We start from the raw sequence: 14,633 nt of genomic DNA on the forward strand, positions 1-14,633 counted from the left end.
CGCTGTCATAATAGTGGTGCCTTGTTATAAGTTCCGCTGTTAGGGACTTGTTATAGCTACTTGTTACAGGTACTTGTCTTAGCGATTTGTCATCGCGACTTGTGAACAGTAGTTAGCGCTACGCCCTAAAACATACAGCAAAGCCTAAGATGAAAGTGCATTTTTAGCTGAAATTGCGAGCTTTATCTTGCATCTAAAGCTAATTTCGAGAGTAAATGCTTAAGTATGACGTACTTAATAAGGCACTTAATTAAATGCTTAATAATCAACGGTTAAAGTGATTTTCTATTGTAGCGGCGTGGGAATGTGTTTGAACGGGGAAAATCACTGACTTGCCACTTGCTATGATTAAGCTAGCTTTTAACCTAGAAAGTGGCAATGTCTGTATTGAACTTGAATTCAGCCTGAATCTAGCGGCCTGCAGCTAGCAAGCCATCAGCTGATTAAGCGCTATAGGCTTGGATAGCTAAACCAAGACTAAAGAGTCCTGAGAATATCATGGTCAATTTTGCGGTTTTACCCAGTAATGGATTGAGCGCTTGGCCATCGGTCACTAAAAAGTCTCGGGCTAAGCCGCGGGCCATAATTAACGATAACCCTGCCAGTAATACTGGAATGCCGCCGAGCAAGCCTAATAAAAACCCACCAATAATCAAGGCAAAGGGTAAATACACTAAGGCTTGATAAAGATTTTTTGCCGCTTTATTACCAATTCTTACCGCTAAGGTGCGCTTACCTGCCTTGGTATCTGTGGTGATATCGCGGGTATTGTTAACCAGCATAATTGCCGCATTAAATAAGCCAATGGCCGAGCCTAACAGCCAAGCATCAACAGTTGTACTTCCTGCTTGAATAAAATAGCTGCCAACCACGGCCACTAATCCAAAGAAGACAAAGGCGGCTACTTCACCCAATCCGTGGCTGGCTAATGGGTAAGGGCCGCCGCTATAGCTAAGGGCGCCTAATACCGCAAAAATGGCAAGCGCGGCGACCACTGGGCCGCCATGCCATATCAAGATAAAGCCAATTAAAATGGCGGTGATTAATGCCGCTATCATGCCATTGCGAACTGTAGTGGCTGGCAGTAACCCAGATTGAGTCACGCGCACAGGTCCTAAGCGCTCGTCAGTATCGATACCACTTTTAAAATCAAAGTAATCGTTGGCGAGATTGACTGCAATCTGCAGTAATACCGCGCATAAGGTTGAAATCAAGGCGATGGCAAGACTAAAGCTTGGCAGGCTAAGGGCTAACATATTACCGACCAGCAAGGGACCAATCGCTGCGGGTAGGGTGCGTGGTCTGATGGCTAACAACCAAGGATTCATAATGTGGGATATTCTTCTTCGTTAATTAAGGATAAAACGTTACATGTGTTAGTTGGCTTGGGCCAAGACGGCTGATGATAACATATTTCAGCCTCATTTTATGTGAATGTGATGTGAGTCGTAACACTTTGATGTAATGATAAATAAATGCTGCTGAGTTCAAAGTTTACTGGCTCTGTTTATGTTCTAGTAAAGCAGGAATTTGTGTTAACTATGGATGGTAGACAGATGCGATTTGATAACCAGCAGATAGTCATTTCTGGTGCGGCCAAGGGACTGGGACGCCATTATGCGCTCGCGCTTGCTCAGCGTGGCGCCACACTTATTCTTATCGACGAACTTAGTGTTAACGCCCCAGAAGTGATTGAACTTGTGCTTAAAATTAAAGCATTGGGTAGCAAAGCTCATTATTTTGAGCAAAGCTTTTTAGCCTTAACCCAAGCCGATGAATTAGTCAGTAAAATTGTAGCCGTAAGCCCGCGTATTGATGTGCTCATCAATGGCGCTAGCCTTGATTATTATAGTGATTTTAATCAACTCGATCCCGCTAAGTGGCAGCAGCAATGGCAAACTACCGTCAATTTTAGCCTGCTGTTAACCCACGGCTTATGGCCTCTGATGAAGGCGCAAGACTATGGGCGGGTATTAATGCTCACCAATATTAGTGGCTTGTATGGCTCCGACCATTCAGTGGCATTAAGTTCGGCCAATATGGCGTTACTTGGTATGGTTAATAGCCTTACCATTGAAGGTGAGCAGAGCAATATTCATGTCAATAGTTTGTGCGCCCTTGCCGTTACTGAAGTACCAGAAAAACATTTAGCGGCGCGGGTAAGGCCTATTTTTGGCACAGAAACCCCTATTGCCGCCATGCTATTTTTGGTTAGTCCCCGCGCGCCGTCAGGGCAGCATTTACTGGCTGCTGCAGGCAGCATTAGTCGCGGCACGTTTGCTGAATATGCGAGCGAATATTTTTTTGCGGAGGAATGCACGCCTGAAATCATTGCCAGTCGCTGGCGCCATCCAAAGACTTGCCGGCAGCTTGAGGTTCATACCTCGGCTGAGAGTAAAATTTCCGCTTGGTCATTTCGCGGCGCGAAAGAGCACAATATTAAACTGGTTTAACTTTGCTAGATCTTTAAGCGGCTTAAGCACCTCTGGCTTGCCTTTGCTGGCGCGGACCTTTATCTTGAGGGCAGCATTAGTGTAATAGGTATTGATATGAGTCAGGTGTTGGATGATTTACTCGCCTTATTGGCGTTGGAACCGATAGAACAAGGGTTATACCGCGGTCAAAGCCAAGATTTAGGCTTTGGGCATGTGTTTGGCGGTCAAGTCATGGGGCAAGCCATCAGTGCTGCTCGGCAAACTGTCGCTGGCGATCGTAAAATTCATTCGTTTCATTCTTATTTTCTGCGCGCTGGCGATGAGAAGTTACCCATAGTTTATGAAGTCGAAAATATGCGTGATGGGGGTAGCTTTAGTGCGCGCCGCGTTCAGGCTATTCAAAAAGGTCGACCAATTTTTTATATGACCTGCTCATTTCAAACAGCAGAGCAAGGCTTTGAACATCAAGACCCAATGCCTGCAGTGGCAGGGCCTGAAGGTTTACTTAATCAGCAAGAGTTAGCGTTAACCTTACGTAATAAGGTGCCGCCTGCAATCTTAGAAAAATTCATGGCCGATGCGCCGATTGAAATGCGCTTAGTGGACGCGTTAGACCCTGTGGCGCCCACTGCCACTGATACTAAGCGCCATGTATGGTTTCGGGTCAATGGTGCGCTACCAAGTGATGACAGCGTCCATAATATGCTGCTGGCTTATGCCTCAGATTTTAATTTCTTAGTTACGGCGCTGCAGCCCCACGGCGTATCGTTTTTAACCCCAGGCATGCGTTTAGCTACGATTGATCATGCCATGTGGTTTCACCGCCGATGCGATTTACAAGATTGGATCCTCTATAGTGTGGATAGCCCAAGTGCCAGCAATGGCCGCGGCTTTGTGCGTGGCCAATTCTTTAATCGCCAAGGTCAGTTAATTGCATCTTGCACCCAAGAAGGCTTGATTCGTCAGCTAAAAGGATAAGGCTCAAATGAAAAAATATTTCGCCAGTATGTTATTGCTCGTCTCGAGCTTAGTATTAAGCGGCTGCGTGACAGTTGAACCGCCTCAGCCTATAGTGATTAATGGCGCGGCCGGTTATTTAGAAAAAATCAGTTTGCCGCCAGGCAGTGTGATTAATATTGCGATTATTGATTTTAATACTCCAGGATCGATCATTGCGCAAAAGAACTTTAACGTAGCGCGCGTTCCTGTACCGTTTAAGTTTTTATTGCCGGCCGATTCCATTAAATCCAACATAAATTATGGCGTGGTGGCTATGATCCAATATCAAGGGCAAGTGTTATTCCAGACCTATGATAAATATCCAGTGATCAATAATGATAAATTCACCACCGAAGTCATCATGAAGCCGGTATATCCAAACCAGCCTTAAAAATGTAGCGTTTGCCATAAAAGCTAATTAAGTCAGCAATAATGACCGTGCATTGAGTTCGATATATTACTCGAAGAAGATGCGCGGTTTTTTATGCAAGCTGTTTATTTTGTGATCGGCATCTCGTTGTTAGTGTTTGATTTTTGTACGCCTTAGATTTATTGATCTGCGTCAAGTTTGTTAACGGCTTTTTCTGGCAGTGTAGTGCTAAATGTTAATTAAGTTGCAAATTTAGCAATCACATTGTGATGATGGAGTATAACAATGAAGAAAGTATTGATGGGATTGATTGGCGCCAGTTTATTGTCAGCACCTGTGCTTGCGCACCAAGCGGGAGACATTATAGTGCGCGCTGGTTTTGCCGTGGTAACGCCTAATGAATCGAGCCCAGATGTATTGGGTTTAGGGGAATTTAGTGTCGATGGCAATACCCAGCTAGGGTTAAACTTTGGCTACATGATTACTGATAATTGGGCCGTGGAATTATTAGCGGCCACGCCATTTAGTCACGATATTACTCTTGCCAATACTGTGATTGCAGAAACTAAACATTTACCACCTACCTTAGTGGCACAATATTATTTTGGCGAGACGGGTAGTCAGTTCCGCCCCTATATTGGCGTTGGGGTTAACTTCACGAATTTCTTTGACAATGAATTTACCGCAGCGGGTAAAAATTTAGGCTTAGCGGATTTAAGCATGAGCAATTCCTGGGGCGTAGCGGCGCAAATTGGCGCCGATTATAAAATCAATAAAAACTGGTTATTCAACGCTTCTGTGTGGTACGCACAAATAAGCACAGACGTGAGCTTTAATGCCACGCCAACCCCGATTAAAACCGATATCGACCCATGGGTTTATATGCTGAGCCTAGGTTACGTATTTTAAGATGTGCTATTTAGCTGCTTAACTAAAATGGCGCCTAGGCGCCATTTTTTATGAGTCCATAAGTATCAGTAATGAACTATTTATGCTCGCCTTTCTTTTTCCAGCGGCGAGTATTGTAAATATACTCAGGCAATATGTTGCTAAGCCAAGCCATCAGCATCCAACGTTTAGTCACATAGGCGCGGCGTTTGCCTTTATTTAATGCCTTGATGATTTGCCCCGCCACGGTTGGCAGGGGAGCAGACCAAAGGCGACTTTGATGCATAGCCGCTTTATCTAATAAGCCTAATTGAATATCTGTGATGGTGAGCGGCAACTTTAGGCGCTGAGCATGCATAGACAAGCCTTGCAAGTAATTGGCAGCAAAAGCTTTTGAGGCATGATAAGCCACAGATGAGCCGCCGCGCTGGCCTGCGATTGAATTAATCGCGCCTAAATGGCCATAGCCTTGCTGTTTAAATAACGCAAAGGCCGTGTTACAGATAGCGGCAAAGCCTTGCACATTGATAGTGATCATTTGCTGCTCTGCCGCCCATGGCAAGCTTGGGTGATAAAGATTGACGCCGGTATTCACCAGAATTAAATCAACACTATCCATCTGTTGCCACGCTTGCTTAAGGGTGGCAATCGCAGCGTCTGCATTGTCTAACGCTAATTTTTCAAGGGTGACTGGTGTTGGTAATTGTTGCACCCATTCAGTCAAATTTTCAGGATCTGCCACTAATAAGTGCAAACGCACTCCTTGCTGCGACAGTTGACGAACGATTTCTTGGCTTAATTGCGAACTAGCGCCAACAATGATGGCTTTGGCTTGAGTCATAAGGATATCTGGCTGAAAGTGTATCGCTTATGATAGAAACATCTGCCAGCATGAACAAGAATATTATCTCTGCTTTATGGCTAGCTCTTAGTCAGTTAGAATCGACGCTGAAAATCTTTCATCTTAGATTGTCAAAGATACTGCTAAATTGAAGCTTAGAGGTATGGACATCTAGAAGTCTTATTATATGATTAAGGAGCTAACATGAAATCCTATCTGAAAATGTGCATTATCCCTTTACTGGCAACATTAGGTTTAGGCGGATGCGCAACCCCAGATGCCATGGTAGAAGTGCAAGGTGAAGTTTGGTATCGCGAGCGCATGGCGCTGCCACCAGAAGCTGTGTTAACTGTGCAAGTGCAAGATGTGTCTAGAGCCGATGCGCCAGCACAAATCTTGGCCGAGTTAGAACGCAATGACGTAACAACTCCTGCACCGTTTTCCTTCGTGATAGGAAAAGATCAATTTGAAGCGGGCCATACTTACACTATCGCCGCCAAAATTACGGTTAATGGTCAATTGATGTTTATCAATACTCAGTCATATCGTATTGATTTAAATGCCAATGAACCTATGTCGGTTATGCTTAATCGAGTTGGCCAGTAAATTAAATACTGCGCCGACTCCTCAACAGGAAGAGGCGCACTATGCCGGTAAAAATTCCGGATAATCTCCCCGCAGCCGAGATCTTAACCTCGGAAAACATTTTCGTGATGTCTGAGTCACGAGCGGCGTTGCAAGATATCAGGCCGATGAAGGTGCTGATCTTGAATTTAATGCCCAACAAAATCGAGACGGAAACGCAATTATTACGTTTACTCGGTAATACCCCCTTGCAAGTGGATGTCGATTTACTGCGCATTCATGATAAAGAATCAAAACACACCCCAAGCGATCACATGAATAACTTCTATCGCAGTTTCGAGGAAGTCAGTCATAACAATTACGATGGCTTAATCATTACTGGCGCGCCGCTTGGCCAAGTGGATTTCACCGATGTGACTTATTGGCCGCATATCACTGAGATTATTGATTGGTCGCAAACTCATGTTACGTCAGTATTATTTTTATGCTGGGCAGCGCACGCGGGTCTCTATCACTTATATGGCTTAGAGCGCAAATTGCTCACTAAAAAACGCTCAGGGGTATTTTTGCATCAAAGGGTCAATGAGGCTGTGCCCTTGCTGCGCGGCTTTGATGATGAGTTTTTTGTGCCGCATTCGCGCTATGCTGAAATTGAAATAGCAGAGCTTAATGAACATCAAGAATTAAAGGTGTTAGCGCAATCAGCGCAAGCGGGCGCGTATTTAATCATTAGTGAAAATAACCGCAATCTGTTTGTGACCGGTCACCCTGAATATCAAAAACTCACCTTGAGAGATGAATATCAGCGCGATGTGTTGCAAGGATTAAATCCTGATATTCCGTGCCACTATTTCCCTGACGATAACCCTGAGTGTGAACCGCTGGCACGCTGGCATTCTCATGGCAGTTTATTAGTGAGTAATTGGCTTAATTATTATGTGTATCAGATGACGCCTTATGATTTAAGCGATATGTCAGCGCTCACCCCGTGGGAAGTTAATTAGGCTTTTAAATAAATTAGCCTTCTAACTAAGCAGCGCTTGCTCAAGTGCTGCTTAGTTGAATTTGAGGTTAAGCGGCGCTTACTCTCGTATTCAGCCTTAGCTTTGCAGCACTGAGCAGAGCACTACAACAAACATGTCCCGCCAGCACTGGCATAGTTCCCCCTGCCTTTCTTAATTGCTCCTAAATAATCTCTTCATGTTGCAATAACGCAGTACTAAATTTTGCGCTTAAGTGCTGAACTTAAGTACTGGCCTAAGTTTCCCACATAAGTACCTAAAAGCCTTAGCGTAGATCAAAGTTTGACTACAGTGATTGAGTTAAATTCATACAGCGATGTTACCGCTTCAGGTGCAATCCATATGCGGATGTTAGACTAATTAACACTTGCCTTACGTTCGCGTAAACGTCAAAGTATTATCAGTTGATTTAATGTACAGCTGTCTTGTGATTACTACAGTGTAGGGTCTGACTAACAGGCTTGATGTTGGCCGTGAGTCTAGCGCCTTTGCGCTTAGTGACTTGAGATAACTCAATAATATAAATGGATGTGGAGTACTTATGAGTGCGCAGACGGATATTGTGATTGTTGCGGCTAAGCGAACCCCTATGGGCGGTTTTATGGGCGCCTTGGCAGATAAAACCAGCCCAGAGCTTGGAGCCTTAACGATTGAGGGTATGTTGCACCAGACTCAAGTCTCCAAAGACTTGATTGATGAAGTATTTTTTGGCTGCGTGTTACCCGCAGGGTTAGGTCAAGCGCCTGCGCGGCAAGTGGCGTTAAAGGCAGGTTTACCTGTGAGCGCGGCGGCGACCACAGTCAATAAGGTTTGTGGTAGCGGCATGAAAACCGTGATGATGGCGGCCGATGCGATTAAAGCCGGTTCCGCCAAGATAGTCATAGCTGGCGGCATGGAGAGCATGAGCCGCGCGCCATATTTACTTGATAAGGCTCGCGCTGGCATGCGCATGGGCCATGGCAAGACTTATGATCATATGTTCCTCGATGGCTTAGAAGATGCTTATACTGGCGCTGCCATGGGCACTTTTGCGCAAAAGACCGCGGATGAATTTGGTTTAACCCGTGAGTCCATGGACGCTTATGCCTTAACTTCATTAAAGCGAGCCTTGAGCGCCATAGAATCCGGCGCCTTTGATGCTGAAATAGTGCCTGTAACAATAAGCTCTCGCACCGGGGATATTGTCATTAGTTGTGATGAGCAGCCTGGCAATGCCAAGCCTGAAAAAATCCCAAGTCTGCGTCCTGCCTTCAGTAAAGATGGCACTATTACTGCTGCTAATTCCTCGTCCATTTCTGATGGCGCCGCCAGCGTTATGCTGATGACGCGCGCTAATGCTAATGCCCTCAATTTACCGATTTTAGCCAGTATTTTAGGTTACAGCACCCATGCGCAAGCGCCTGAATTATTCACCACAGCGCCTGTGTATGCCATGCAAAAACTCGCCACTCAGCTTGGCATGCCACTTAATGATTTTGATTTATTTGAAATCAACGAAGCCTTTGCCATGGTCACTATGCTGGCCATGCAAACACTTGAATTGGATGTCGATAAAGTCAATGTCAACGGCGGCGCCTGCGCTTTGGGCCATCCCATTGGTTGCTCGGGCACACGCATTATCGTGAGCCTGATTCATGCACTGCGTCAGCGCGGTTTAAGTACCGGCATGGCCAGTTTATGTATCGGTGGCGGTGAAGCCACAGCGCTCGCCATTAAGGTGGAATAACGTAATCTAGTTGCGGCCTCGCTAATCCATGGCTTGTAGAGCATTGGGATAGTGAGTCTGGAGTAACGGTTTTATCAGTGCCTTATAACCCGTGCCCTATAGCAAAAGCCCTATAACAAGACTCAGCCACATCAGCCCACTATAGGCGCGGAGTAATCGCGCCAACACAATAATCATCATGGGCTGCTTAAAAGGAAAACATCATGTCTCAGCAAGTATTACATTTTATCGATGGTCAGTATGTGCCTGGCGCGAGTCCGCGGGTCATTACTGTCACTAACCCTGCCAATAACCAAGCCATAGCCAGCCTCAATTGCGCCAGTGATGAACAGGTTTTAGCTGCCATTGCCAGCGCTAAATTAGCCTTTAGCACTTGGCGCGACACCCCAGTCTCTGAGCGGGCGCGGGTCATGCTGAGATACCAGCATTTATTGAAAGAGCACCATGATGAATTGGCCACGATTTTAGCCAAAGAAACCGGTAAGACCTTTGAAGATGCCAAAGGCGATGTATGGCGCGGCATAGAAGTGGCCGAGCATGCCTGCAATATTGCCTCGTTATCTATGGGGGAAACCGTAGAAAACGTTGCTCGGCAGATAGATACTTATTCTTATACTCAGCCATTAGGCGTGTGCGCTGGCATTACCCCGTTTAACTTTCCTGCCATGATCCCGTTATGGATGTTCCCGTTAGCTATCGCTTGCGGCAATACCTTTGTGCTTAAACCATCTGAGCAAGACCCATTAACGCCACTGCGATTAGTGCAGTTGTTTGAAGAGGCGGGCGCTCCTAAAGGGGTATTGCAGCTCTTGCATGGTGATAAAGCCGTGGTCGATATTTTATTGTCGCACCCAGATATTAAAGCCATTTCTTTTGTGGGTTCAGTGGCGGTTGGTCAATACATTTATAAAACCGCCACCGATAATCTTAAGCGCGTGCAAGCCTTTGCGGGCGCTAAAAATCACTGCGTGATTATGCCTGATGCTAATAAAGAGCAAGTGATTAATAACTTAGTGGGCGCTTCGGTCGGCGCGGGTGGTCAGCGCTGTATGGCGCTATCGGTAGCCGTGTTTGTGGGTTCAGCCAATAGCATAATACCGCAGCTGCGTGACGCGCTCGCCAAGGTTAAACCTGGGGTGTGGAATGATAAAAATGCCGCTTATGGTCCATTAATTAGTCCTGCCGCTAAGGCGCGCGTGCTTAATCTCATTCGCGAAGGCAAAGAACAAGGCGCGCACTGTTTACTTGATGGCAGTGAAGCGACAGTTGCTGGCTTTGAAGCGGGTAACTGGGTAGGGCCTACCTTATTTGATCAAGTGACCACAGACATGAGCATTTACACTGAGGAAATTTTTGGCCCAGTTTTATGCTGCATGTGTGTTGATACCCTTGAGGAAGCCATAGCGCTAGTCAATGCCAGCCCTTACGGCAATGGCACCTCAATATTTACCGCCAGCGGCGCCGCCGCGCGTAAGTATCAACATGAAATCGAAGTCGGGCAGGTGGGGATTAACGTGCCTATTCCTGTGCCATTACCGTTTTTCTCATTCACAGGCTGGAAGGGCAGTTTTTATGGCGATCAGCATGCTTATGGTAAGCAAGCGGTGCGCTTTTTTACTGAAACCAAAACTATTACCGCCCGCTGGTTTGATGACGATATTAGCCGCTCAGCCAATGTCGCTGATTCAGCAACGCCATCTAACTCATCGAGCGCGCCGAATATGACAATTGCTCTTAAGTAATTCAGTATCAACAAATCGATTGGAGAATGTTTATGGATTTTAATCTTAATGACGACCAACGTCAGTTTGTTGAGCTTGCGAGTCAATTTAGTCAGCAAGAATTAGCGCCTTTTGCCGCCAAGTGGGATGAGGAGCATATCTTCCCCAAAGCAACCTTACATAAGGCGGGCGAGCTGGGGTTTTGTGGCCTCTATTCACCAGAATCTGAAGGCGGTTTGGGCTTGTCGCGCTTAGACTCCTCGTTAATTTTTGAGGCATTAGCCGAAGGCTGCACTGCCACGACCGCCATGCTGACGATTCATAATATGGCCACTTGGATGATCACTACTTGGGGCACGAAAGAGCTGCGCCAAGCGTGGAGCGAAGCACTCACTTCAGGGCAAAAGTTAGCTTCTTACTGTTTAACTGAGCCTGGCGCTGGCAGTGATGCTGCTGCCTTAACCACCAAAGCTAGTCGTGACGGTAATGATTATGTGATTAATGGCGCCAAGATGTTTATTTCAGGGGCAGGCGCCACTGAAATGCTAGTGGTTATGTGCCGCACTGGAGATATTGGCCCCAAAGGCATTTCTGCCATTGCTGTGCCAGCAGATACCGCTGGGATTATTTATGGCAAGGCGGAGAAAAAAATGGGTTGGAACGCCCAGCCTACACGCTTAGTGACTTTTGATAATGTGCGCGTGCCGGTTTCTCACCTGTTAGGTGCTGAAGGCCAAGGCTTTACCTTAGCCATGAAAGGACTTGATGGCGGGCGCATTAATATCGCGACTTGCTCGGTGGGCACAGCGCAAGCGGCGCTTAATCGAGCGACTCAATATCTTAATGAACGTCGGCAATTTGGTAAGCCGTTAGCGGCGTTTCAGGCGTTGCAATTTACCTTAGCCGATATGGCAACCGAGTTAGTGGCGGCGCGGCAAATGGTGCGTTTAGCGGCCAGTAAATTGGATGAACAAGACCCTGAAGCCACCGCCTATTGCGCTATGGCCAAACGCTTTGCCACAGATATTGGTTTTAAAGTCTGTGACAGCGCCCTGCAATTGCATGGCGGTTACGGTTACATTCGTGAATACCCATTAGAGCGTTTTTTCCGCGATGTGCGCGTGCATCAAATTTTGGAAGGCACCAATGAAATCATGCGATTAATTATCGCTAGACGTTTATTAGATGAGCAAGCTAACCCAATTCGTTAAGGAAGCATAATGACGCAAATAAAAATGACAGTGCAAGAGCACATCGCCATTCTCACCATCAGTCAGCCACCGGCCAATACTTGGACGGCTGATGGCCTTATTCGTCTGCGTAATCTGGTACTTGAGCTTAATAGTGATCCCGATATCTATGCCTTAGTGTTAACCGGCGAAGGGGATAAGTTCTTTTCAGCCGGCGCCGATTTAAGCGTGTTTGCCGATGGCGATAAAGGTACGGCCGCCACTATGGCCATGGCCTTTGGTGATGCCTTTGAAACCTTAAGTGAATTTCGCGGGGTGTCGATTGCGGCCATTAATGGTTATGCCATGGGCGGCGGCTTAGAAGTGGCGTTAGCTTGCGATATCCGCATTGCTGAGGCGCAGGCCATTTTGGCCTTACCAGAAGCAGCGGTAGGTTTATTGCCATGCGCTGGCGGCACCCAAAATTTAACGGCGTTAGTGGGCGAAGGCTGGGCTAAACGCATGATTTTATGTGGTGAACGCCTCGATGCTAAGCGCGCCGAAGCCATAGGCTTAGTTGAGCAAGTGGTGGAAAAAGGCGAGTCTTTCAATGCCGCTATCGCCATGGCTATGTCGGTGGCGAAACAAAGCCCAAGCAGTGTCGCCGTCTGTAAACAGTTAATCCAAGCGGGCCGCGCCATGCCGCGTAATCAAGCGCTGCCCATAGAGCGAGAACTCTTTATCGGTTTATTTGATACTGAAGATCAAAGCGAAGGCGTTACTGCTTTTTTAGAAAAACGCCCAGCGCAATGGAAGAACTGCTAATGGCTACTAATGATGTAGTTTTTCAAAGCCTAGGCACAGCTTGTGGTAAACACATAGGGATAGCGACACTCAATGTGGAAGCGGCGCTCAATGCGTTAAATCTCGACATGGTGAAAGCATTGATGCGCCAATTGCGGGCATGGCAGCAAGATGACACCACTGTGGCGGTTATTTTAGATGGCAGTGGCGATAAGGCCTTCTGTGCGGGCGGCGATATTCGCGCCCTTTATCAAGCGGCAAAAGATAGCGACGGCAACATAGCTGATGCCGTCACTGAATTTTTCAGCGAAGAATATCAGCTCGATTATTTAATCCATACCTTTGAAAAACCTTTGCTGGTGTGGGGCGATGGCATAGTGATGGGCGGCGGTTTAGGCCTGATGGTGGGCGCCAGTCACAGAGTTGTGACTGAGTTTTCGCGTATCGCCATGCCAGAAGTCAGCATAGGTTTATACCCTGATGTTGGCGGCAGTTATTTCTTAAATCGCATGCCGGGTAAGCTTGGGTTATTTGTGGCGCTAACTGCTTACCCGCTCAAAGCTGCCGATTGTTTATATACCGGCCTTGGCACGCATTATTTATTGCGCGATGACAAACAGTTACTACTGGATAAATTAGCTGAAGTTAATTGGGGCATGAATACTAGCCTCAATAAGCAAAAGTTCAGTGATGTCTTAGTGGCGCTGCGTAATCAATTAGGCAGAACCTTAACCATTAGTCCGCTTAAAAAGCATCAAGCGCTGCTTGATGAGCTCATGAGTGGTAGCTTGATAGAGATAGATAGCAAACTCAACGCGCTTAGCACCGACTTAGACTGGTTAGCTAAGGCGCGGGCTAATTATTTGGCCGGCAGTCCACTCAGTATTCATTTAGGTTTTAAGCAATCGCAATTGGGCACAAATAAGTCACTGGCGGCTTGCTTTCGTCAAGAGCTGGATTGGAGCGCCAATTGCACACTTCATGGTGATTTTATTGAAGGCGTGCGAGCGTTACTGATAGATAAAGACAGAATGCCAGTATGGCAAGTGAGTCAAGTGTCAGAGGTTACTGATGCCATGCTAAGCAAGCTACTGACCTCCCCATGGCTAGAGAGTCACCCACTTAAACATTTGTAAGCAATGATAAGGACAGTTATGGCAAGCATTGGATTTATTGGATTAGGTAACATGGGTGGGCCTATGGCCGTTAACTTGCTGAAAGCGGGGCACACGGTTACAGGCTTTGATTTAAGCCAAGAGGCATTAACTCATTTTGCTGAGCAAGGCGGCTTACTGGCAAAATCGGCCTGCGGCGCTGCTGCTGGCGCAGATGTAGTTATTACCATGTTGCCAGCAGGCAAACATGTGCTGAGCTTGTACCTTGGGGATGACACCCACAAGGGCTTACTTGATATAGTGGGCCCTCACTGTTTACTCATAGATAGCTCCACCATAGAAGCCGATGCCGCGCGCACTGTGGCCGCGGCGGCAAGTAAGCTTGGTCTAGATTTTATTGATGCCCCAGTTTCTGGCGGCACAGCAGGGGCAGCGGCTGCGACTCTCACCTTTATATGTGGCGGCAGTGATAACGCCTTTGAGCGCGCTAAACCTGTACTTAGCAATATGGGTATGAATATATTTCATGCAGGAGGGGCGGGCGCGGGGCAAGTCGCAAAAATCTGTAACAACATGCTGTTATCAGTATTAATGATAGCGACCAGCGAATCTTTAGCCTTAGGTATAGACAATGGACTTGATCCTAAGGTGTTGTCTGACATAATGAAAGTAAGCAGTGGTGGTAATTGGACGTTAGATAAATATAATCCCTGTCCTGGAGTCATGCCGCAAGTTCCGTCGTCAAAAGGTTACCAAGGTGGCTTTATGGTGAACTTGATGGTGAAAGATTTAGGTTTAGCGATGGCTACTTCATTAGCCAGCGGTTCGAGTACACCTATGGGCGCTTTAGCCCGCAATATATATGTCAGCCATGCTCGTGAGGGCAATGGTATGTTAGATTTTTCTAGTATTTTTGAGCACTTTGCTAATCAGGTAAAGTGACTTATGAGGGATGCAT

Annotated in this window: 14 protein-coding genes; 12 read left to right on the forward strand and 2 right to left on the reverse strand. The window is 46.6% G+C overall.

Annotated elements, in window-relative coordinates; translation table 11 throughout:
* Window positions 1–443: 443 nt before the first annotated feature.
* Window positions 444–1,328, reverse strand: coding sequence for a 1,4-dihydroxy-2-naphthoate polyprenyltransferase (locus AC1HDP_RS01115; RefSeq protein ID WP_479637335.1), 885 nt, complete (start codon window positions 1,326–1,328; stop codon window positions 444–446).
* Between the two features lie 228 nt (window positions 1,329–1,556).
* Here AC1HDP_RS01115 and AC1HDP_RS01120 point away from each other — a divergent pair, with 228 nt between their 5' ends.
* From AC1HDP_RS01120 to ompW, 4 genes are all read left to right on the forward strand, one after another.
* Window positions 1,557–2,453 (forward strand): SDR family NAD(P)-dependent oxidoreductase, encoded by an 897-nt coding sequence (locus AC1HDP_RS01120; protein WP_479637336.1) that lies wholly within the window; start codon window positions 1,557–1,559, stop codon window positions 2,451–2,453.
* Between the two features lie 96 nt (window positions 2,454–2,549).
* Window positions 2,550–3,413 (forward strand): acyl-CoA thioesterase II, encoded by an 864-nt coding sequence (gene tesB / locus AC1HDP_RS01125; RefSeq protein ID WP_479637337.1) that lies wholly within the window; start codon window positions 2,550–2,552, stop codon window positions 3,411–3,413.
* Window positions 3,414–3,420: 7 nt separating this feature from the next.
* Window positions 3,421–3,825, forward strand: a complete 405-nt coding sequence (locus tag AC1HDP_RS01130) for a YbaY family lipoprotein (RefSeq protein WP_479637338.1) — start codon at window positions 3,421–3,423, stop codon at window positions 3,823–3,825.
* A 264-nt stretch (window positions 3,826–4,089) separates the two neighbouring features.
* Window positions 4,090–4,713, forward strand: a complete 624-nt coding sequence (gene ompW / locus AC1HDP_RS01135) for an outer membrane protein OmpW (RefSeq protein ID WP_479637339.1) — start codon at window positions 4,090–4,092, stop codon at window positions 4,711–4,713.
* A gap of 76 nt (window positions 4,714–4,789) precedes the next feature.
* Here ompW and AC1HDP_RS01140 read toward each other — a convergent pair whose 3' ends face one another.
* The gene (locus AC1HDP_RS01140) at window positions 4,790–5,533 is read right to left on the reverse strand and encodes an SDR family NAD(P)-dependent oxidoreductase (RefSeq protein ID WP_479637340.1); all 744 of its coding nucleotides are present in this window, start codon (window positions 5,531–5,533) and stop codon (window positions 4,790–4,792) included.
* A 204-nt stretch (window positions 5,534–5,737) separates the two neighbouring features.
* Between AC1HDP_RS01140 and AC1HDP_RS01145 the strand changes: the two genes are divergently transcribed.
* The 8 genes from AC1HDP_RS01145 (at window position 5,738) to mmsB (ending at window position 14,617) form a co-directional block, all read left to right on the forward strand.
* On the forward strand, window positions 5,738–6,139 hold the full coding sequence (locus AC1HDP_RS01145; RefSeq protein ID WP_140932032.1) for a YbaY family lipoprotein: 402 nt from the start codon (window positions 5,738–5,740) through the stop codon (window positions 6,137–6,139).
* A gap of 41 nt (window positions 6,140–6,180) precedes the next feature.
* Window positions 6,181–7,122: a homoserine O-succinyltransferase MetA gene (gene metA / locus AC1HDP_RS01150; RefSeq protein WP_479637341.1), complete on the forward strand. Its 942-nt coding sequence runs from the start codon at window positions 6,181–6,183 to the stop codon at window positions 7,120–7,122.
* Between the two features lie 559 nt (window positions 7,123–7,681).
* The gene (locus tag AC1HDP_RS01155; protein ID WP_479637342.1) at window positions 7,682–8,866 is read left to right on the forward strand and encodes a thiolase family protein; all 1,185 of its coding nucleotides are present in this window, start codon (window positions 7,682–7,684) and stop codon (window positions 8,864–8,866) included.
* Between the two features lie 203 nt (window positions 8,867–9,069).
* On the forward strand, window positions 9,070–10,608 hold the full coding sequence (locus AC1HDP_RS01160; protein WP_479637343.1) for a CoA-acylating methylmalonate-semialdehyde dehydrogenase: 1,539 nt from the start codon (window positions 9,070–9,072) through the stop codon (window positions 10,606–10,608).
* Window positions 10,609–10,640: 32 nt separating this feature from the next.
* A complete protein-coding gene (locus AC1HDP_RS01165; protein WP_479637344.1) occupies window positions 10,641–11,798 on the forward strand; it encodes an acyl-CoA dehydrogenase family protein in 1,158 nt (385 codons plus the stop codon).
* A 9-nt stretch (window positions 11,799–11,807) separates the two neighbouring features.
* Window positions 11,808–12,581: an enoyl-CoA hydratase gene (locus AC1HDP_RS01170; protein ID WP_479637345.1), complete on the forward strand. Its 774-nt coding sequence runs from the start codon at window positions 11,808–11,810 to the stop codon at window positions 12,579–12,581.
* Window positions 12,581–13,696, forward strand: a complete 1,116-nt coding sequence (locus AC1HDP_RS01175; protein WP_479637346.1) for an enoyl-CoA hydratase/isomerase family protein — start codon at window positions 12,581–12,583, stop codon at window positions 13,694–13,696. The genes AC1HDP_RS01170 and AC1HDP_RS01175 overlap by 1 nt, the downstream gene beginning before the upstream one ends.
* Window positions 13,697–13,714: 18 nt before the next feature.
* Window positions 13,715–14,617, forward strand: a complete 903-nt coding sequence (gene mmsB / locus AC1HDP_RS01180) for a 3-hydroxyisobutyrate dehydrogenase (RefSeq protein ID WP_479637347.1) — start codon at window positions 13,715–13,717, stop codon at window positions 14,615–14,617.
* Window positions 14,618–14,633: the final 16 nt, after the last annotated feature.

The sequence above is a fragment of the Shewanella sp. ISS20 genome (assembly GCF_056522965.1).